Origin of the sequence: Nocardia sp. NPDC046763, from assembly GCF_040645495.1 — a bacterium.
GTDB lineage: Bacteria > Actinomycetota > Actinomycetes > Mycobacteriales > Mycobacteriaceae > Nocardia.
The window spans coordinates 90,274-110,508 of record NZ_JBEYYI010000025.1; the positions used below are offsets into that span (position 1 = coordinate 90,274).

Genomic DNA, 20,235 nt, shown 5'->3' on the forward strand with positions numbered 1-20,235 from the left:
CCGGCAGTTTCGGGACTGTAGGCCCTTGGGGGCCGACGACGCCTTGGGTACTATTCTGCCGCAACCGATTCCAAGGAGACTACGTGTATCCGCAGCACACGCATCAGGGTGCTACCGCCAGCTCGAAGTCGCCGGTCGAGAACATGGGTCCGCGAATCCCGATCTACAGCCCGGAATTCGCCGCCGATCCCCACGGGTACTACCGTCGGATGCGCAGCGACTATGGAGCGCTGGTGCCGGTCGAGATCTGGCCGGGAGTACCCGCGACCCTGGTCGTCAAATACGCGACCGCGGTGCGTATTCTCAACGACTCCACTCATTTTCCGGCTGATCCGAGTGCCTGGCAGCGGTCCGTGCCTGCCGATATCCCGATCATGCCGATGATCGAGTACCGGCCCAACGCGATCCGCACCAGCGGCCCGGTGCACACTCGCTACCGCAAGGTGCTGAGCGACGCGTTGGCCGGGATCGACCTGAACTCGGTGCGATCCATGGTGGAGCGTACCGCGATCCCCGTGGTCAATACCTTCTGCGAGGATGGACGGGCCGACGTGCTGAGCCAGTACGTCCTCCCGCTGGTCTTCTCGGTCTTCTGCCAGGTACTCGGCTGTCCACCGGACATCGGTGAGCGGGTCGCGGCCGCCAGCGCCGCGATGTTCGACGGTGTGGATACGGCGAGCGTGAACGCGAGCATGGGCGAGGCATTGCTCGACCTCACGGCACTGAAACGGGCTCAGCCGGATGACGACGTCACCACCAGAATGGTCCAGCATCCCGCCGGGCTGTCCGACGAGGAGATGGTGCATCAGCTGGTCCTGCTGTTCGCGGCCGGTGTCGAACCGCCCCTGAACCTCATCGCCAACACCCTGCTGCTGATGATGACCGACAACCGCTTCACCAGTGCCGTACAAGGGATTCCGCTGCCGACGAGCACCGCCATCGGCGAGCGGCTCGCAACCGACCCGCCCATGGCGAACTACTGCATCACCTACCCGCGGCAGCCCACCCTGATCGAGAACGTGTGGCTGCCGGCCGACGAGCCGGTCATCATCAGCATGGCCGCCTGCAACACCGATCCGGAGTTGAACCCGGGCGAATCCCTCGGCAACGCATGGAACCTGGCGTTCAGCTCCGGCGATCACGCCTGCCCCGCGCACGCCCAGTCGTATGGGCGTCTGCTTGCACAGGAGGTCATCGATCAGCTCCTGGACTTCCTCCCCGAAATCCAATTGGCGGTCGCCGCAGACGATCTCGTGTGGCGGCCCGGTCCGTTCCACCGCGCGCTGACCGAGTTGCCGGTGGTGTTCCCGCCTTCCAGGCCATTTCCTGCTGTGTAGGTGTAGCTCCCGGCCCGTCGGACCCGCGGTGGCCGTCGGCGGTCTGTGATAGTTCACCGTGAGCCGCGACACGATTTGTGTAACAATACAATTCATGACACTGGCGGTCGAAGGTAGCTCTGCGGCAACGGTGTTGCCGCAGTTCGACGCGGCCGCAATGTCGGCTCATCAGCGTTTATGCGCTGCTGCCCAACCGGTACGAACACACCTACAACCCCGGCGACAGGACCAGATCGGGAGACCGTCGCCGCGGGAACCTCACGTGAAGGTGTGTGGTGCGACAAGCTTTTGACAGGTGATCGCCCGGCTCCTTCTTCCGGTCCCCGCGGTGTCCGCATGAGCGTGCGTCAACGGTGGCCCCCCGGTGCATCGAAGTTCGGCAGCGATCGTCTCGCATGCCCAGCGGTGGACGAATCGCCGCTGGGATCGTGAATGAGTAGGAGGCGGTTATGGATACGCACGGGCGCAAGGAAGGGACATCGCTGGCCGAGCTGCTTCGGCACGGTGACCTGGCATTCGACCAGCATCTGCAGAAGGTGCTCAGCAACCCGGACTACTTCGTCACGGAGCAGCAGAGCCAGGCGCAGCGCCGGCAGAACGCCTACGACCAGTTGCGGTATCTGGTCCAGGAGATCGGTAGCACCAGCGATGTCGCCACCCGTCTACCGCAGCTGTTCGCCGTGTTCGACTGGGCGGCAGTACTGGCGACGGACCTGATTCCGCTGATCTCGGGCCACTACAACCTGGCCTCGGGCAGCCTCGCCACCCTGACCGATTCCGATTCGGCCGCACCGTATCTGGAGGACCTCGACGACGCCTCCGCCATCGGCGTCATGCTGCTGACCGAGTACGGGTGCGGCTCCAACATCCAGTTCATGCAGACCCGCGCGACCTGGGACGGCGACGGGTTCGTGATCAACACCCCGAACCCGCGGGCGCGCAAGTTCATGCCCAGCGTCGGTATCCCGGTTTCCCGGGTCTGCGTCGTCGGCGCCCGCTACATCGACTCGGCGGGCGTCGATCAGGGCGTGCATCTGTTCACGGCGCGCCTGCGCGGCGCCGACGGAGAACCGGCGCCCGGCGTGACGATCACCCAGCTCGACCACCAGCCGCTGGTCATCATGGACAACTCGGTGATCAGCTTCGACAATCTCCGGGTCGAGCGCAGTGCCTGGCTCAGCAACGATCTGGCCACCATCGACGACGACGGCGTGCTGACCTGGCGCGACGAGTCCAGCCAGAAGCGGGCATTCGCCTCGGCGATCAGTCAGCTCACCGTGGGACGCTTGGCGCTCTCGTCCTGCCTGAACGCCTCCGCCCGCGCCGCGCTCTACATCGCGCTGCGCTACGCCTCCAAGCGGGTGGTGCCGCTGACACCGTTCGACAGTCCGCTCATGGCCGATATCCCGCACGTGCGCGAGACCCTGCTCACCGATCTGGCCGGCACCGTCGCCCGCACCATCTACGGGAACGCGATCAAGACATCGCTCGCGGGCAGCGATCTCACCAGTCGCGACACCGTCGTCTCGGTGATGCTGGCCAAGCACTACATCCAGCCGCACGCTCTGCAGACGGTGACCAACAGCCGCCTCAAGATGGCCGCCCAGGGCATGTTCAGCGCCAACCGGGTCGCCGACTATCTCGGTGTCTGTCACGCGGCCATCACCGGCGAGGGCGACTGCCACGTGCTCGGTTCCGTGGCCGGTCGCGTCCTGGCCAAGCACCTGGCCGGGAAGCCGGTCCCCGAAGTCCGCGTGCACGATGGCGCGGATGCCGGCGACCGGATGAGCCTGTTCAGCGCACGCACCCTGACGATCGTGGAGGAGGCGCAGCACTATCTGACGACGCCGGGACTCGAAGCCCGGCTGGCGATCATTCCGGAGGCGCTCGAGCTGGCCGAGGCATGCAGCGCCGAAGAGGCGCTGCAGCTGCTCCACCAGCATTCCGATCATCCCGAGATCATCGCCGTGCGTGACGTTTTCGCACTGAGCTACCTCGATCAGCACGCCACGTGGTACCTCACCCGCGGCCTGCTCGACATCGACGCGGTGAAGACGATCAAGCAGCAGCTCCGCCTGGCCATCGACAACCTGGCCGACAACCTACCGGCGCTGCTGGACGCTTTCGGCCTCGACGATGAAATTCTCGGCGCACCGGTCCTTTCCGACGATCTACCGGCCGCGTGGGTCTCCCGCATCAACGATCGACGCCGTCCCTGATCCTGCCCGGGCAGGTCCGGATAGGGCACCCGTCGGGGCGCCCTATCCGGTAGGGCTCGGTAGGTCCGGCGGTGTTCCACCGGATCGGGTTCGGCGGGTGCGCGCAGCCGCTGTTCGTAATCACGCAGCAGGGCCTCGAAATGCCAGGCATCCACCGATTCGGGCGCGAGTTTCACCGCGTATCCGGAGGATTCCGAGACCAGGAATCGGGAGGGTGCGCGGCGCGGGCGATCGGGTTCCGCCACGCGGCGCAGATTGTTGATGTGCACTTGCGGACCGACAGGCGGATTGCCTTCCCACAGATCGTCGATGAGCCGATCGGCGCTGGTAGCGCGGCTGTCCGCGGCGATCGGGCGGGCCTGCACGGGCAGCAATTATTCCACCGCGGCGCGGCCGCAAAGGGCGGAAACCGGTGAGTGAATTCGACTCGCGCATGCAGCTTCAACCATGGGCGAATGATTGGCAAATATATTTGCTCAGAAGAGAAGCCCTGATCACCACGAAAGAGTCCCGAAAGCGTGGCGGCGAATACTTTTCGGCATGACCCGCTACCCAGGGATTGCCAATGGTGACCGTAATGAGCAGGAGCGAGGACTACGAGGCCGTGTCGGCGGCGATCATGCGCGGAGCCCGGCCACCCCGAGTCACGCAATCGCTGACGGGTAGCTATGAGAGGAAGGCCATGAGCCGGAGTGACACGGTCGAACCGAGCACGATCGGCCTCTATTGGGACCGCGACGGCGACATCTGGCAGCGGGAGGACGCCGGCTGGCGGCTCATCCTGCAGAGCGGCATCGCCGTCGATCCGATCTCGCTGTGGGACTGGGACAAAGGGCACGTGTGCGATTACGCGCCGTTCACCCCGCTGAAAACCCTGTCCGACTAGCCCTCAGGACTCCGGCGTACCGGCTCCGAATAGGGTGACCTCCATCAGCCGGATCACCCTGGGCTGCGGGCAGATCGACGGATAATCGCCGAACTCCCGGCCCAGGTCCACCACCAGACCGAAGGCGGCCTGCACCAGGATGCGTGCCTCGCCCTCGGACAGTTCCGGGCGTACCGCCACCAGCAGCCGCACCCACTCGGCCACGATGAGCCGCTGCACATTGCGCAGCATGGTGCGCTCCTCGGCCGCGACGTGCCCGAATTCGGCGTAGTACACGAAGGTCAGCTCGCGCTCGGTGAACGAGCCCGCGACATACAGGTCCACCAGCTTGCTCATCGCCTCGGCCGGACTCGACGAGGACGCCACCGCCGGCCCGATCGCCCCCGAAACCCGATCCGCCGCCCGGCGGAACGCGGCGGCCAGCAGATCGCCCTTGCTGCGGTAGTAGCGGTACACCGCCGAGGCCGCCGACAGATCCGCTGCCGCGGCGATGTCCTCCACGCTCACGTTCGGATAGCCGCGCGCGTGGAAGAGTTCGACGGCCTTCTTGAGCAGCAGCTCGTGCTTGAAGCTCTGCGGAATCTCGACTGCCCGCGGCGCCTCGGTGACCGTGCCCTCGGGCGGCAGCTCGGTCGCGATGATGGCGTCGCAGGCCGAATGCAGCAGGGCCGTCAGCGATTTCGCGGGCAGCGTGGCGTGATGGTCCCCAATGCTGGAGATGACGCTGAATATCGACACCGCCCGCACCGCGCGGCTGTGCCCGTCCAGTTCGGGCCGCACATCCGCGATGAGCGCGCGCAGCGTGGTCAGCGCCGCGGTGAACTGCTCCTCGAGGGTCTGCCGGTCGGTGTCGTCGAGGTAGCGGCGCTCCCAGCGCACCAGGGTGACCGTGGCGCGATTGGCGATGGTCTCGGCGATCAACCGGTCCAGCACCCGGTCCAGCCGCTCGCGCGGGGACAGGCTCTCGGACTCGTCGGGCAGGGTGGCGGCCTCCACGGTCAGCCGCGCCAGCCGCAGCAACTCCTCGCGGAAGAGCGCGTATTTGCTCGGATAGTGGCGATACAGTGCGGCCGAGGAAATGCCGAGCCGCGCGGCGATGTCCTCCATGCTGACGCCGTGATAGCCGAGCGAACCGAAGGCGGCGGCCGAGGTAGCGGCGATCTGGGCGCGCCGGTTCTTCGGGCGGCGGCGGATCACGCGCTGCGGCTGCTCCTCGACGGTCATATTCGCAATGGTAGTCACCAGGCATTTCCGTCGACGTCGCGCCGCCGATCTCGTAGGCTGCCCACAGGATCCGCGTCCATCAGAACGGAGCCGGCATGCGCACGGTCGATGTCGAACGCACCATCGCGGCAGCACCGCCCGACGTCTTCGACTGGCTCACCGATGTCGCCAATTACCAACGGGTCCCGATGGTCCGCCGCGTCACCCTGGTGCGTCCCGGCGATACCGCGGGCAACGGCGCGGGCGCGGTGCGCCTGGTGGTGACCCCGCTGCTGCGCCTCACCGAGGAGATCGTGGAATACGATCCGCCCCACCTCATGCGCTACCGATTGCTGAATTCCGTTCCGCCCCTGCGGCATCAGGAGGGATCCATCACCTGCGCGCCGGTCGCGTCGGGCACCCGGGTGCGCTGGTCGTCCACCTTCGAGATCGCCGCGCCCGTGCTCGCGCCGCTGTGGACGCGGATCTTCCTGCCGGTGGTGCGCGGCGGCTTCGTCATGGTGCTGCGAACCGCGGAGCGCGAGTTGGGCGGGCGGTGACGCGGGTTACCATCTGGGGCCATGGCGGAGATCAAGGTGGAGCGCCTCAACTCAGTGGCGCTCGTAACGGTGCATGACCCCGACAAGCGGAATGCGTTGACGCTGGACCTATCCGCCGATCTCGCGGATGCGGTGGCGGACGCGGAGGCCGACGACTCGGTGCACGCGCTGGTGGTCACGGGCACGCCCCCGGCCTTCTGCGCGGGCGCGAACCTGACCGCCCTGGGTGAGGCGAAAGAGGAGGGCCTGCGGGCCATCTACGAGGGCTTCCTGGCCGTGGCGCGCTGCAAGCTGCCCACCGTGGCGGCGGTCGGCGGCGCGGCGGTCGGCGCCGGCCTGAACCTGGCCCTGGCCGCGGACCTGCGGTTCGCGAATCCCAAGGCGCGCTTCGATGCTCGCTTCCTGCGCCTGGGCATCCACCCGGGCGGCGGTATGACCTGGATGTTGCAGCGTGCGGTCGGCCCGCAGCAGGCGACGGCCATGACGCTGTTCGGCGAGGTGCTCGACGCGCAGGCGGCCGCGCAGGCCGGTCTGGTGCACCGCGTCGTCGACGGCGATCATGCCGCCCTGGTGGCCGCCGCCGTCGAATTCGCCTCCGCCACCGCGGAAGTCCCGCGCGAGCTGCTCATCACCACCAAGCGCACCATGCGCGCCACCCGCGCTCTGGCCGCCCACGCCGAGGCGGTGAACACCGAGGTGGTGCCGCAGCTGGCCTCCCTGGAATCCCCGGAGTTCGCGGCACGCCTGGCCGCGGCCCAGACCCGGATCACCGGTTCGAAACACTGAGAAACCCGGTGGCGCGGGCAGATTCGCACCCGCCCGCGCCGCTGTCCCCGACCGCGCTCGGGGAGATTCGGCCCGCCGCCGCGAGTGCCCCGCGCCGTTGCGTGGTCGCCCTGCGCCACATCTCCACGGCACCGGTGGAATTCGGCCCCCACGGCACCGGTGGAATGCGGCCCCCACGGCACCGGTGGAATTCGGCTCAGCGCCGATTTCGATCCGGTGCCGACCTCATTCCAGGGCGGCGAGCGCCATGCGCCGCAGCACCGGCCGTGCGCGGGTCGCGCTGGCCGGTGCGCTGTGCGGTGTGGAGTTGATCAGGCCGAAGGTCGCGTGCGCCTGTACGCGTGCGGCCTGCTCCGGTAGCTCCGGCCGCAGTTCACGCAGCACCGCCACCCAGACCTCCACGTACTGCCGCTGGGTGCGCCGCACCTGACGTCGTGCGGACTCCGGCAGGTTCTCCAGGTCGCGATCCTGGATCCGGATGAGTTCGGGCTCGCCAAGGGCGAAGTCGAGGTGGAAGTCCACCAGTCCGCTCAGCGCCTGCTGCGGCGATGCCGCCTGCTCGGCCACGGCCCGGCCGCCGTCGAGCAGCCGCTGACTGATGCCGACCAGCAGCTCGACCAGCAGCGCCTCCTTGTTGGGGAAGTGCCGATACACCGCGGGCCCGCTGATCCCGGCGGCCGCGCCCAGGTCGTCGAGCCGCATTCCCAGGAATCCGCGATCGGCGATGAGCCGCGCCCCCGCCTCCAGCAACTGCTGCCTACGCTGGGCTTTGAGCTGCTCACGACGGGTGAGCGTGACGGTTTCCGTGGTGTTCACCGTGGCTCCCTCTCGCCGGTGCTGGACAACTCAGTTAGTGAAGATTATCTTATTTTCCAGTTATTGGTGACTAACCGAGCGGCCGGATCGGCCGAACGGGGAGGCGGAGCGAATGACGCTGACCGAAGGCACGCGGACCGGGAACCGAGCCGCGCATCTGGCGCTGGTCGACGAGCTGCGGGAGCGGCTGGCCGTCAGCGCGCTGGGCGGACCGGAGCGGGCCCGGGAACGGCACCTGGCGCGCGGCAAGCTGCTGCCGCGCCAGCGGGTGGATCAGCTGCTGGACACCGGCAGCCCGTTCCTGGAGCTGTCGCCGCTGGCGGCCAACGGCATGTACGACGACGAGTCACCCGGCGCGGGCGTCATCGGCGGCATCGGCCGCGTCTCCGGACGCGAATGCGTGATCATCGCCAATGACGCGACGGTCAAGGGCGGCACCTACTACCCGATGACGGTCAAGAAGCACCTGCGCGCCCAGGAGGTGGCGCTGCAGAACAACCTGCCGTGCATCTACCTGGTCGACTCCGGCGGCGCCTACCTGCCGCGTCAGGACGAGGTGTTCCCCGATCGCGAGCACTTCGGCCGCATCTTCTACAACCAGGCGAACATGAGCGCCAAGGGGATCGCGCAGATCTCCGCGGTGCTCGGCTCCTGCACCGCCGGTGGCGCGTACGTGCCCGCCATGAGCGACGAGACCGTCATCGTGCGCAATCAGGGCACCATCTTCCTGGGCGGCCCGCCGCTGGTGAAGGCTGCCACCGGTGAGGTGGTCACCGCCGAGGAGCTGGGCGGCGGCGACCTGCACTCGCGCACCTCGGGTGTCACCGACCACCTGGCCGAGAGCGATCAGGACGCGCTGCGCATCGTGCGCAATATCGTGGCCACCCTCGGCCCGAAGACCCCGACCCCGTGGGATGTCGCGCCGACCGTGGATCCCATTGCGCCGCAGGACGAGCTGTACGACGTGGTCCCGGTGGACCTGCGCACCCCGTACGACGTCCGCGCGGTCATCACCCGCATGGTGGACGGCGGCGAATTCCAGGAGTTCAAGGCCGAATACGGCAAGACGCTGGTCACCGGCTTCGCCCGCATCCACGGCCACCCGGTCGGCATCGTCGCCAACAATGGCGTGCTGTTCAGCGAATCCGCCATGAAGGGCGCGCATTTCATCGAACTGTGCGACAAGCGCAAGATCCCGCTGCTGTTCCTGCAGAACATCACCGGCTTCATGGTCGGGCGCGACTACGAGGCGGGCGGCATCGCCAAGCACGGCGCCAAGATGGTGACCGCGGTGGCGTGCGCCCGCGTGCCCAAGCTGACCGTGGTCATCGGCGGCTCCTACGGCGCGGGCAACTACTCCATGTGCGGGCGCGCGTATTCGCCGCGCTTCCTGTGGATGTGGCCCAATGCCCGCATCTCGGTCATGGGCGGCGAGCAGGCGGCCTCCGTGCTGGCCACCGTGCGCGGTGACCAGTCCGAGGCGGACCTCGAGGCGTTCAAGGCCCCGATCCGGGAGCAGTACGAACACCAGGGCAACCCGTACTACTCCACGGCCCGCCTCTGGGACGATGGCGTCATCGACCCCGCCGACACCAGAACCGTTGTCGGCCTAGCCCTCTCGGTCTGCGCGCAGGCCCCGCTCGAGCCCGTCTCCTACGGCGTCTTCCGGATGTGATGACCATGATGAACAGAGCACAACCCGTCGCCTTCGACACCGTGCTGGTCGCCAATCGCGGCGAGATCGCGGTGCGGGTCATTCGTACCCTGCGCGCCATGGGAATTCGATCGGTCGCGGTGTACAGCGACGCCGACGCCGACGCCCGCCATGTGCGCGAGGCCGATACCGCGGTCCGCCTCGGCCCGGCCCCCGCGCGCGAGTCCTACCTGAGCATCGACAAGGTGGTCGCGGCCGCCGTGCGCACCGGCGCGCAGGCCGTGCACCCGGGATATGGCTTCCTGTCGGAGAATTCGGCCTTCGCGGCCGCGCTCGAGGCGGCGGGCATCGCCTTCCTGGGCCCGTCCGCCCGCGCTATCGAGGTGATGGGCGACAAGATCACCGCCAAGAACGCGGTGGCCGAATACGGCGTGCCGGTGGTGCCCGGCATCGCCAAGCCCGGCCTCACCGACGCCGAATTGATCCACGCCGCAACGGAGATCGGCTACCCGGTGCTGGTGAAGCCGTCCGCCGGTGGCGGCGGCAAGGGCATGCGCCGGGTCGATGATCCGGCCGACCTGCCCGCCGCCCTGGTCAGCGCCCGCCGCGAGGCCGGCGCGGCCTTCGGCGACGACACCCTGTTCCTGGAGCGCTTCGTCACCCGCCCCCGGCACATCGAGGTGCAGATCCTGGCCGATCAGTTCGGCCACGTGCTGCACCTGGGCGAGCGCGAGTGCAGCCTGCAGCGTCGCCACCAGAAGGTGATCGAGGAGGCGCCCTCGCCGCTGCTGGATCCGCAGACCCGGGCCCGGATCGGCGCGGCCGCCTGCAATACCGCGCGCAGTGTCGACTATGTCGGCGCGGGCACGGTCGAGTTCATCGTCTCCGCCGACCAGCCGGACGAGTTCTTCTTCATGGAGATGAACACCCGCCTGCAGGTCGAGCACCCGGTCACCGAGCTGGTCACCGGCGTCGACCTGGTGGAATGCCAGGTGCGCATCGCGGCCGGGCAGAAGCTGGCGGCCGCACAGGACGACATCCGCCTCACCGGCCACGCCATCGAGGCGCGCGTCTACGCCGAGGATCCGGGCCGCGACTTCCTGCCCACCGGCGGCACCGTGCTCGCGCTGTCGGAGCCGGAAGGCCCCGGCGTGCGGGTGGATTCGGGCCTGCGCGCCGGCACCGTGGTCGGCAGCGACTACGACCCGATGCTGTCCAAGGTCATCGCCCACGCCGCCGACCGCACCGCCGCCATCGCCAAACTCGATGCGGCCCTGCGGGACACGCAGATCCTCGGCGTGCGCACCAATACCGATTTCGCGCGCTTCCTGCTCGCCGACCCGGATGTCCTCGCGGGACAGCTGGATACCGGTCTGCTGGACCGTCGCGCGGTGGACTTCACGCCCGAACCGGTCAGCGACGCGCAGTTCATCGCGGCCGCGGCCGAACTCTGGTTGCGCCGCTGGCCGGCCGCCTCGGTCGATCCGTGGCAGCAGCCCACCGGCTGGCGGGTCGGCGCGCACGCACCCGTCGGCATCCGCCTCATCGGCGGCGACCGCACCGCACACGTGTACCTCTCCGGGACCCCGGAGCAGGCGACGGCCTGGGTCGAGGGCGGCGAAAAACACGTCCTGACAGTGGAATCCGACGGTGACGCGCTGATGCTGGCCCTCGACGGTTTGCGTACCCGCTTCCGCGTCGCCACCGGGTCCGGTCAGATCTGGGTCGCCGACCGCACCGGCACCGCGCTGCTGCGCGAGGTCGGCGAGGCCGATGTCCGCGGCGGTGACGCCCACGTCGGCGACGCCGAGATCCAGAGCCCCATGCCGGGTTCGGTCATCGCCACCCCCGCCGCGGACGGCGAGCTCGTCGCCGCGGGCACGCCCATCGTGGTCGTGGAGGCCATGAAGATGGAACACACCCTCACCGCACCCGTTGCCGGCCGCGTCGAACTGCTGGTCGAGCCCGGCGCGCAGGTGAAACTCGAACAGCCGCTGGCTCGCATCATCGCCGAGGAGAAGACCCAGTCATGACCGATTTCCTGTCCACCGGAACCCTGCCGGACGAGTACCGCGAACTCGCCCTCACCGTCCGCGATTTCGCCAACCAGGTGGTGGCCCCGGTCGCCGCGAAGCACGACGCCGAGCACAGCTTCCCCTACGAGGTGGTCTCGGGCATGGCCGATATGGGCCTGTTCGGCCTGCCGTTCCCCGAGGAGTTCGGCGGCATGGGCGGCGACTACTTCGCGCTGTGCCTGGCCCTCGAGGAGCTCGGCAAGGTCGACCAGAGCGTGGCCATCACCCTGGAGGCCGGTGTCTCCCTGGGCGCCATGCCGATCTACCGCTTCGGCAACGACAAGCAGAGGGCGGAGTGGCTGCCGCTGCTGGCCAGCGGGCGCGCGCTGGGCGCGTTCGGCCTCACCGAGCCCGGCGCGGGCAGTGACGCGGGCGGCACCCGCACCACCGCGCGGCTGGACGGCGACACCTGGATCATCAACGGCTCCAAGCAGTTCATCACCAACTCGGGCACCGACATCACCCGGCTGGTGACGGTCACCGCGGTCACCGGGGGAGTGGACGGCAAGAAGGAGATCTCGACGATCATCGTGCCGACCGACACTCCCGGCTTCACCGCCGAACCCGCCTACAACAAGGTCGGCTGGAACGCCTCCGACACCCACCCGCTCAGCTTCGACGACGTCCGGGTGCCCGCCGAGAACCTGCTCGGCGAGCGCGGCCGCGGCTACGCCAACTTCCTGCGCATCCTCGACGAGGGCCGGATCGCCATCGCGGCGCTGTCGGTCGGCGCGGCGCAGGGCTGCGTGGACGAGAGCGTGCGCTACGCCAAGGAGCGCGAGGCCTTCGGTCGCGCCATCGGCAGCAACCAGGCCATTGCCTTCAAGATCGCCCGCATGGAGGCGCGCGCCCACATGGCCCGCACCGCCTACTACGACGCGGCCGCGCTCATGCTGTCCGGCAAGCCCTTCAAGAAGCAGGCCGCCATCGCCAAGCTGGTCGCCAGCGAGGCCGCCATGGACAATGCCCGCGACGCCACGCAGATCTTCGGCGGTTACGGCTTCATGAACGAATATGCTGTCGCCCGGCACTATCGCGACAGCAAGATCCTGGAAATCGGTGAGGGCACCACGGAGGTGCAGTTGATGCTGATCGGTCGGGAGCTCGGCCTGTGACCGAGATGAAGCGGGTCGTCCAGCGCGGCTTGTGGTTCGACGAGTTCGAGATCGGCGTGGTGTACGAGCACCGGCCCGGCCGCACCATCACCGAGGCCGACAATGTGCTGTTCACGACGCTGACCATGAACACCCAGGCCCTGCACCTGGACGCGGCGTTCTCCGACGCGCTGCCGCCGTTCCACCAGCGGCTGGTGAACTCCATGTTCACGCTGTCCACGCTGGTGGGCCTGTCGGTGGCGCAGCTGACCCAGGGCACCATCGTGGCCAACCTCGGCTTCTCCGAGATCGCCTTCCCCAAGCCGCTCTTCCACGGCGACACCCTGTACGCGGAGACCGTGGTGACCGACCTGCGGGAATCGAAGAGCCGCCCGGGCGAGGGCATCGTGACCTTCGCGCACACCGGGCGTAATCAGCACGGCGATATCGTGGCCATCGCCACCCGCAAGACCTTGGTGAGACGAGGCCCGACATCCAGCCCGCTGGAGGAACCGGCATGAGTTGGGAAATGCCCGGCCCCGCTTGGCTTTTCTGCCCCGCGGACCGACCCGAGCGCTATGGCAAGGCCCTCGCCGCGGCCGACGTGGTCATCCTCGACCTCGAGGACGGCGTCGCCGAGGCCGACAAGGCGGCGGCCCGCGACGCGCTGATCGCCACCCCGCTGGACCCCGAACGCACCGTCGTCCGTGTCAATGCCGCGGGCACCTTCGAGCACATGCTCGACCTGGATGCCCTGGTGCGCACCGAGTACCGGCGCATCATGCTGCCCAAATGCGAATCGGCCGAACAGGTCACGCGGCTGACCGACTACGAGGTGATCGCGCTCATCGAATCCCCGCTGGGCGCGCTCGCGGTCGGTCGGGCGGTCATGGTGCGCAATGCCATCGGTGTCATGTGGGGCGCGGAAGACCTGGTCGCCGCGCTCGGCGGCAACTCCAGCCGGCACGCCGACGGCGGCTACCGGGATGTGGCGCGGCACGTGCGCTCCCAATCCCTGCTGGCCGCCAAGGCATACGGCAAGTTCGCACTGGACTCGGTGTACCTGGACATTCCCGATCTGACCGGGCTGGCGGCCGAATCGGAGGACGCGGTCGCCATCGGCTTCGACGCCAAGGTGGCCATCCACCCCAGCCAGGTGCCGGTCATCCGGACCGCCTACGCGCCGACGCCCGGCGAAGTCGACTGGGCGCGCAGACTATTGGCGGAAGCGCCGAACCATCGGGGTGTCTTCACCTTCGAGGGGCGCATGGTGGACATGCCGGTCATCCGGCATGCCGAGCGAATCGTGCAGCGGGCCGCCACGGCCGGCAGCGCGGGATTCGCGTCGTAGGAGGTATTGCGGTGGAACCACAGTGGGTGCCGAGCGATCAGGACATCGCCGAGGCACAGGTGACGAGCTTCGCGCTGTTCGTCGAGAAGCGCACCGGGCTGTCCCTGCCGGACTATCGAGCCCTGTGGCAGTGGTCGGTGGACGACCTGCCCGGCTTCTGGGGCGCGATCTGGGACTACTTCGATCTGGGCGAGCGGTCCGACGAGGTGCTCGCGGCCGCGGAAATGCCCGGCGCACAGTGGTTTCCGGGTACCGCGCTGAACTACGTCCAGCAGGTGATGCGGCAGGTCCGCGACGACCGGCCCGCCATCCTGTCCGTCGACGAGACCGGGGAGATCACCGAGATCTCCTGGGCCGCACTGATCGCCACCGTCGCCGCCTTCGCCCGCACCCTGCGCGCGCTGGGTGTCGGACCCGGTGACCGGGTCGCCGGGTACCTGCCGAACATCCCCGAGGCCGTCATCGCCTTCCTGGCCACCGCCAGCATCGGGGCCGTCTGGAGCGCGTGCGGCCAGGACTATTCCGCCCAGGCCGCACTCGACCGGCTCGGGCAGCTGGAGCCCAAGGTGCTGGTCACCGCCGACGGCTACCGGTTCGGCGGCAAGGCGCACGACAAGACCGCCGATATCGCCGCCCTGCGCGCCGGACTGCCCTCGCTGGCGGCGACCGTGCTGGTGCCGCGCCTCGGCCTCGAGGTGCCCGACACCCTGGCCTGGGAGAGCGTCGATCCCGGTGACCAGTTCGTCGAGCTCGCCATCGAGGAGGTGGATTTCGCGCACCCGCTGTGGGTGCTGTACTCCTCCGGCACCACCGGCAAGCCCAAGGGCATCGTGCACGGGCACGGCGGCGTGCTGCTCGAACACCTCAAAGCCGTTGCCGTGCAATCGGATATCGGTCCGGACGACACGTTCTTCTGGTACACCAGCCCGAGCTGGATGATGTGGAACTTCCAGGTCGCCGGACTGCTGGTGGGCGCGACCATCGTCTGCTATGACGGCAGCCCCGCCGCGCCGACACCGGATGCGCTGTGGCAGTTGGCCTCCCGCACCGGCGCGACGGTCCTCGGCACCAGCCCCGGCTATGTCCTGGCCTGTGCCAAGGCCGGATCCGTGCCGCAGACCGACCACGACCTGTCCGCCCTCCGGCTGGTCGGCATCACCGGCTCCTCGCTGCCCCCGTCGTCCTCGCTGTGGCTGCGCGACAATGTCGGCGAGCGGGTGCCGGTGGCCTCGATCAGCGGTGGCACCGATGTGGTGTCCGCCTTCATCGGCGGCGTCCGCACCGTGCCCGTCTGGCCCGGCGAGCTGTCTGCCCCGTATCTCGGTGTGGCCCTGGACGCCTGGGACGAGCAGGGCAATCCGGTGCGCGACGAGGTCGGCGAACTGGTCATCACCAAGCCCATGCCGTCCATGCCGGTGTCCTTCTGGAACGATCCCGACGGCTCCCGCTATCGCGACGCGTATTTCGAGATGTTCCCCGGCGTGTGGCGGCACGGCGACTGGATCACCATTACCGAGCACGGCAGCATCGTGGTACACGGCCGCTCCGATTCCACCCTGAACCGGCAGGGTATCCGGATGGGCAGCGCCGACATCTATCAGGCGGTGGAACGCATTCCGGAAATCGCCGAGGCACTGGTCATCGGCGCCGAACAACCGGACGGCGGCTACTGGATGCCGTTGTTCGTGGTGCTGACCCCCGGGACCGAATTGACCGACGAGCTGCGAACCCGCATCAATGCGACCATTCGCGCCGAAGTGTCCCCGCGACACGTGCCGGACGAAATCATCGCGGCCCCCGGGATTCCGCACACCCGCACCGGCAAGAAACTGGAAGTCCCGATCAAGAAACTGTTCCAGGGTGCCGAAGTGTCCACGGTGGTGGCCCCCACGGCCGTCGACGTCCCCGAACTCCTGGACTGGTACGCCGCGCACAAGCCGCAGTGAGGCGAGTCAGTGTGCACCGGGTAGACGACGACGCCCGGTGCACACTTCCGACGCCAAATCCTCATAGCCGACCGCCAATTCGGCCAGGTGCTCCCAGGCAATGGTGAGTTCCTGTCCGGATTCGCGCGCCAGGGCCGCATAGGCGGTGGCGGTGAACCGGGCCAGCCGATCGATGACCGCGCCCAGGGTTTCGGTGTGCACCCGGGCCGCGCCGTGTGACGGCGGCAATTGCGCGGTCACCCAGCAGTCGATCTCATGCACCAAATCCGTTCGGATGGTGTCGAGTTCGATCTGCAGGGCCGGTTCGGCACTGAGCAGGCGCTCGTGCAGCGCGGTCAGGTCGTGCGCCGCGCGTAGTAGTGGATGACCGGGCTGACCAGAACCTCGACAAGCCTGAAGGACCTGGTTCTTGGATGGCAGTGTGTCCCTCATCGCGACTCCTATAACGCGACCTGCGAATTCCCAGCACGTTAGTCAGCGCAGATGACAAGGACATGTCTGCCGGTTCAACAGCCCACTTCGATTCCGCTATTGGAACCTCGCCGTACCCGATGGACAAACGGTGAGATCACGCCCGTACCAATGGGGAACTCAGGCCGTAGCGCCGCCATCGATGACCAGATCGTGCCCGATGACGAAAGCGGATTCCGGGGAGGCCAGCCACACCACGGCCGCCGCGATCTCCGCCGGATCCCCGACCCGGCCCAACGGAATCGCCGACGCCATCCGCGCATCGCGATCCGCGCGAGTTTCGCCCGGGCGGAAGGACATTCGCGTATCGGTCGCACCCGGGCTGACCGCATTGATGCGAATGCCGTCACCGATATGGTCACGCGCGGCGGTCTGGGTCAGCACGCTGACCGCCGCTTTGGATGCCGCGTAGGCCGCCAGACCCGGACGGCGGCCGTGCGCGCCGATATTCGAGGCCATATTCACGATGACGCCGCCGCCATTGCCGCGCATATGGGCGATCTCGTGCTTCATGGACAGGAAGACACCGGTCAGATTGACATCCAGCACCCGGTGCCAGTCGGCATCCTCCAGATCGCCGACCGGGGCGGGCGCGCCCAGAATTCCGGCATTGTTGAAGGCCACGTGCAGGCCGCCGTGCCGACGCACGACCTCCTCGATCATGGCCGCCACCTGGTGGCCGTCGGTGACGTCGGCGACCACCCAGTCCACCGTGCCGCCCGCTGATCGAACCCGTCCGGCCGCGTCGGCCAGCTGCTGCGCATCACGGCCCGCCAGCACCACCGTGGCACCGAGATCGGCGAACGCCTGGGCGGTCGCGCCCGCGATCGTGCCGGCGCCACCGGTGATCAGCACAGTTTTGTCATCGAATCGGGTGCTCATGACGGTCTACAGCTCCTTTTGAAGAATGATCGTTCTTGAATGTGGACAGTGCGGAAGGTTGTGGATGAATGGGAAACCTGTTCAGCCGAGCAGGGATACGGCCACGCTGGCCACATCCCGCAGGCGCGCAGCCGAATCCGGCGTGCGCTCGATGACGCGGATTCCTTGAAAGAAGACGAGAAGGAATCGGGCGAGTGCGCGCGGGTCCGCGTCCGCGGCCAGTTCGCCCTGTGCGCGGGCGCGCAGCAGGGCGGAAGTCAATGTCGTTTCGAGGTGCGCCCAGCTGGACTCCACGAGCCGTGCCACCGCGTCGTCGCAGTGTGCCAACTCGACCGCGCTGTTCACGACCAGGCAGCCCAAAAATGAATCGGGACTGGATGCTTCGCGTACGAATCGCTGGACGAGTCCGCGCACCGCGGGCAGGACCGGACCCGGCTGCGACAACTCGTCCATGATCACCGGATCGGTGGTCTCGAGGTAACGCTGGAGCGCCTTCAGGTAGAGGTCGCGCTTGCCGCCGAAGGTCGAGTAGATGCTCGCCCTGGCAATCCCAAGATGCTCAACGAGATCCGACATGGACGTCGCCTCATAGCCACGCTCCCAGAACAATTCGAGAGCGCGGCGGAGCGTCGTGTCCGGATCGAACTCCTTGGTCCTCGCCATGGCGAGGACCCTACGACTTTCGGGACCAATCGGTCAAATATGGCGGGCTCCGTGGATCTTGCCGAAGCAGGCCTGAATATCGGCCACATGCGCCCGGGGAACGTCCATGGCCAGGAAGTGGTTGCCCGTATTGCCCTCGGGCCAGTGCACGATGGTGTTGTCGCGGTCGGCGAGCCGGCGCATGAGCGGCGAGCCCCCGGCGTACACGCCCACCGGGACCAGCTTCTGGCCCGACGGCCACGCGAAGCCCTGGTAGCCCAGTCCGTTGTACATGGGCCAGGACGAGGTGGCGGCGGTATCGGAAAACCAGTAGACGCTGACATTGGTCAGCAGCTGGTCGCGGTCCACGGCATCCTCCAGCTGGTCGGCCAGTGGCGAGAACTCGTCGAACTTGTGGACCATCCAGGCGAGCAGGCCGATGGGGGAGTCGGTCCAGGCGTGCGCGAAGGTCTGCGGCGCCTGGCGGAGCAGGACATGGTGATTCACGCCGGACTGCCACTTCTGCATGAGGTCCCATTCGGCGCGTTCCTCAGCGGTCATGGTCGGCACGTCCGCCTCGGTGGGCAGGCCGATGCCGCCGTCGATGTGCACCCCGACCAGGCGGCCCGGATCGGCGATGGCCATCTCCTGCACCACGTACGCGCCCAGATCGCCGCCCTGAGCGCCGTAGCGGTCGTAACCCAGGCGGGCCATCAGCTCCACCCACATGCGTGCCACGTGCCGCGGCCGCATGCCCGGTTCGCGCGGCGCTTCCGAGAACCCGAAGCCCGGCACCGACGGAATCACCACATGGAACGCCTGTGCCGACTCCATGCCGTATGCGCGCGGATTTGTCAGCAGGGGAAGGGTTTTCGTGAACTCCACGAAGCTGTTCGGCCAGCCGTGGGTGAGGATGAGCGGCAACGCATTGGGGTCCTCCGAGCGCACGTGCAGGAAATGCACGTCCAGCCCGTCGATCTCGGTCAGGAACTGGGGGAACTCGTTGAGTGCCGCTTCCTGAGCACGCCAGTCGAATTCGTTGCGCCAATACTCGGCCAGCTCGCGCAGATAATCCACCGGGACGCCACGCTCCCAACCCTGGCCCGGGAGCTGCCGGGTCCAGCGCGCCCGCGCCAGCCGGTCCACGAGGTCATCGAGATCGGACTGCGGCACGGCGATGCGGAACGGGCGGATATCGGTGGTGGTCATCGTGACTCCTCACGTCGGGCGAACGATCCGCTTACCACGCTAGAAGTTATCTAGGACTATTCTCGTCCTACTTCGAATTGAGGATGACGGGTATGAGCGACACGTCGGCACGACTGCTGCGGCTGCTGTCCCTGCTGCAGACCCCGCGCGAATGGCCCGGCAGCGAACTCGCCGAACGCCTCGGCGTCACCGATCGCACCGTCCGCCGCGACATCGACCGCCTCCGCGATCTCGGCTACCCCGTCGAGGCCACCATGGGCGCCACCGGCGGCTACCGCCTGGTCGCCGGGGCCGCCATGCCGCCACTGCTGGTCGACGACGAGGAGGCCGTCGCTATCGCGGTCGGTCTGCGGGCGGCCGCGGGCTCCGCCATCACCGGCATCGAGGAGGCCTCGGTCCGCGCCCTCGCCAAGATCGAACAGGTCCTGCCCGCCAAACTCCGTCGCCGCGTGCGAGTCCTGGGAGCGGCCACCGTCGCGCCCCGCACCGGCGCGAACCCCGTCGACCCCGAGTTGCTCACCGCCCTGGCCGCGGCCGTGACCAACAAGGAGCGAGTGCGTTTCGCCTACGAAGCCGCCGACGGCTCCGAAACCCGTCGCAATACCGAGCCCGTGGGCCTGGTCCCGCACAAACACCGCTGGTACCTGGTCGCTTTCGACCTCGACCGCAATGACTGGCGAGTCTTCCGCGCCGACCGAATCCGCCGAGTGCACGCCACCGGCGCCCGCTTCACCCCACGCGACCTCCCCGCCGCCAACCCCGCCGCGTATGTAACCGGCGAGCGAACCGACTGGCGCACACCGACATTGCATTTCCTGGTCGACATCGCCGCTCCCGCCGAAGCCGTCATCGGCCGTCTGGGCGAAGGCCCCGGTGATGTTGTCCCGCGAGGATCGGACGCCTGTGCCCTGGATATGAACCGAGACGATCTCCCCGAATGGGTGGCCCATCGCCTCCTGGAGTTGGGCGCCGACATCAAGGTGCACAGCCCCGCTCAGCTGACAGACGCTATTCGAACCATCCGCGATCGCGCCACACGCGCCATAGATGGCAAAAGCTGAAGAACCAAGACCCAAAGAACGAAGACCCAAAGAACGAAAAGAC

At 67.9% G+C, this 20,235-nt stretch carries 19 protein-coding genes; 13 read left to right on the forward strand and 6 right to left on the reverse strand.

Annotation, left to right across the window (positions count from 1 at the left end; genetic code table 11):
- The first annotated feature begins 83 nt into the window (after window positions 1-83).
- The 4 genes from ABZ909_RS32370 (at window position 84) to ABZ909_RS32385 (ending at window position 4,442) form a co-directional block, all read left to right on the forward strand.
- Complete coding sequence (locus tag ABZ909_RS32370; RefSeq protein ID WP_357007253.1) at window positions 84-1,337, forward strand: cytochrome P450; 1,254 nt, start codon at window positions 84-86, stop codon at window positions 1,335-1,337.
- Between the two features lie 449 nt (window positions 1,338-1,786).
- Window positions 1,787-3,556, forward strand: a complete 1,770-nt coding sequence (locus tag ABZ909_RS32375) for an acyl-CoA dehydrogenase (protein WP_357007256.1) — start codon at window positions 1,787-1,789, stop codon at window positions 3,554-3,556.
- Between the two features lie 71 nt (window positions 3,557-3,627).
- Window positions 3,628-3,972 carry a hypothetical protein gene (locus tag ABZ909_RS32380; RefSeq protein WP_357007258.1) on the forward strand — a complete coding sequence of 115 codons (345 nt, stop codon included), beginning with the start codon at window positions 3,628-3,630 and terminating at the stop codon, window positions 3,970-3,972.
- A 161-nt stretch (window positions 3,973-4,133) separates the two neighbouring features.
- Complete coding sequence (locus ABZ909_RS32385; protein WP_357007260.1) at window positions 4,134-4,442, forward strand: hypothetical protein; 309 nt, start codon at window positions 4,134-4,136, stop codon at window positions 4,440-4,442.
- Between the two features lie 3 nt (window positions 4,443-4,445).
- On the opposite strand, the gene ABZ909_RS32390 is transcribed toward ABZ909_RS32385, so the two are convergent.
- Complete coding sequence (locus ABZ909_RS32390) at window positions 4,446-5,666, reverse strand: TetR family transcriptional regulator (RefSeq protein WP_357007321.1); 1,221 nt, start codon at window positions 5,664-5,666, stop codon at window positions 4,446-4,448.
- A 95-nt stretch (window positions 5,667-5,761) separates the two neighbouring features.
- On the opposite strand from ABZ909_RS32390, the gene ABZ909_RS32395 reads away from it, so the two are divergent.
- Entirely contained in the window at window positions 5,762-6,205 is a 444-nt protein-coding gene (locus ABZ909_RS32395; RefSeq protein WP_357007263.1) for an SRPBCC family protein, read from the forward strand.
- 21 nt (window positions 6,206-6,226) lie between these two features.
- Window positions 6,227-6,991, forward strand: coding sequence for an enoyl-CoA hydratase (locus tag ABZ909_RS32400; RefSeq protein WP_357007266.1), 765 nt, complete (start codon window positions 6,227-6,229; stop codon window positions 6,989-6,991).
- A 225-nt stretch (window positions 6,992-7,216) separates the two neighbouring features.
- On the opposite strand, the gene ABZ909_RS32405 is transcribed toward ABZ909_RS32400, so the two are convergent.
- Window positions 7,217-7,807: a TetR/AcrR family transcriptional regulator gene (locus ABZ909_RS32405; protein ID WP_357007269.1), complete on the reverse strand. Its 591-nt coding sequence runs from the start codon at window positions 7,805-7,807 to the stop codon at window positions 7,217-7,219.
- 112 nt (window positions 7,808-7,919) lie between these two features.
- Here ABZ909_RS32405 and ABZ909_RS32410 point away from each other — a divergent pair, with 112 nt between their 5' ends.
- The 6 genes from ABZ909_RS32410 to ABZ909_RS32435 are packed head-to-tail and all read left to right on the forward strand — an operon-like array spanning window position 7,920 to window position 15,927.
- The gene (locus ABZ909_RS32410) at window positions 7,920-9,482 is read left to right on the forward strand and encodes a carboxyl transferase domain-containing protein (RefSeq protein WP_357007271.1); all 1,563 of its coding nucleotides are present in this window, start codon (window positions 7,920-7,922) and stop codon (window positions 9,480-9,482) included.
- A 5-nt stretch (window positions 9,483-9,487) separates the two neighbouring features.
- Window positions 9,488-11,494 carry an acetyl/propionyl/methylcrotonyl-CoA carboxylase subunit alpha gene (locus ABZ909_RS32415; protein WP_357007273.1) on the forward strand — a complete coding sequence of 669 codons (2,007 nt, stop codon included), beginning with the start codon at window positions 9,488-9,490 and terminating at the stop codon, window positions 11,492-11,494.
- The gene (locus ABZ909_RS32420) at window positions 11,491-12,651 is read left to right on the forward strand and encodes an acyl-CoA dehydrogenase family protein (protein WP_357007274.1); all 1,161 of its coding nucleotides are present in this window, start codon (window positions 11,491-11,493) and stop codon (window positions 12,649-12,651) included. The genes ABZ909_RS32415 and ABZ909_RS32420 overlap by 4 nt, the downstream gene beginning before the upstream one ends.
- A 5-nt stretch (window positions 12,652-12,656) precedes the next feature.
- Window positions 12,657-13,151 (forward strand): MaoC family dehydratase, encoded by a 495-nt coding sequence (locus ABZ909_RS32425; RefSeq protein ID WP_357007324.1) that lies wholly within the window; start codon window positions 12,657-12,659, stop codon window positions 13,149-13,151.
- Window positions 13,148-13,981 (forward strand): CoA ester lyase, encoded by an 834-nt coding sequence (locus ABZ909_RS32430; RefSeq protein ID WP_357007276.1) that lies wholly within the window; start codon window positions 13,148-13,150, stop codon window positions 13,979-13,981. The genes ABZ909_RS32425 and ABZ909_RS32430 overlap by 4 nt, the downstream gene beginning before the upstream one ends.
- A gap of 11 nt (window positions 13,982-13,992) precedes the next feature.
- Complete coding sequence (locus ABZ909_RS32435; RefSeq protein ID WP_357007278.1) at window positions 13,993-15,927, forward strand: acetoacetate--CoA ligase; 1,935 nt, start codon at window positions 13,993-13,995, stop codon at window positions 15,925-15,927.
- Window positions 15,928-15,933: 6 nt separating this feature from the next.
- Here the strand turns inward: ABZ909_RS32435 and ABZ909_RS32440 are convergent, their stop codons facing one another.
- From ABZ909_RS32440 to ABZ909_RS32455, 4 genes are all read right to left on the reverse strand, one after another.
- A complete protein-coding gene (locus ABZ909_RS32440) occupies window positions 15,934-16,359 on the reverse strand; it encodes a DUF4254 domain-containing protein (RefSeq protein WP_357007281.1) in 426 nt (141 codons plus the stop codon).
- 159 nt (window positions 16,360-16,518) lie between these two features.
- Window positions 16,519-17,280: an SDR family oxidoreductase gene (locus tag ABZ909_RS32445; protein WP_357007283.1), complete on the reverse strand. Its 762-nt coding sequence runs from the start codon at window positions 17,278-17,280 to the stop codon at window positions 16,519-16,521.
- A gap of 81 nt (window positions 17,281-17,361) precedes the next feature.
- The gene (locus tag ABZ909_RS32450) at window positions 17,362-17,943 is read right to left on the reverse strand and encodes a TetR family transcriptional regulator (RefSeq protein WP_357007285.1); all 582 of its coding nucleotides are present in this window, start codon (window positions 17,941-17,943) and stop codon (window positions 17,362-17,364) included.
- A gap of 33 nt (window positions 17,944-17,976) precedes the next feature.
- A complete protein-coding gene (locus tag ABZ909_RS32455; RefSeq protein ID WP_357007287.1) occupies window positions 17,977-19,131 on the reverse strand; it encodes an epoxide hydrolase in 1,155 nt (384 codons plus the stop codon).
- A gap of 92 nt (window positions 19,132-19,223) precedes the next feature.
- Here ABZ909_RS32455 and ABZ909_RS32460 point away from each other — a divergent pair, with 92 nt between their 5' ends.
- Window positions 19,224-20,192: a YafY family protein gene (locus tag ABZ909_RS32460; RefSeq protein ID WP_357007288.1), complete on the forward strand. Its 969-nt coding sequence runs from the start codon at window positions 19,224-19,226 to the stop codon at window positions 20,190-20,192.
- The last annotated feature ends 43 nt before the right edge of the window (window positions 20,193-20,235 follow it).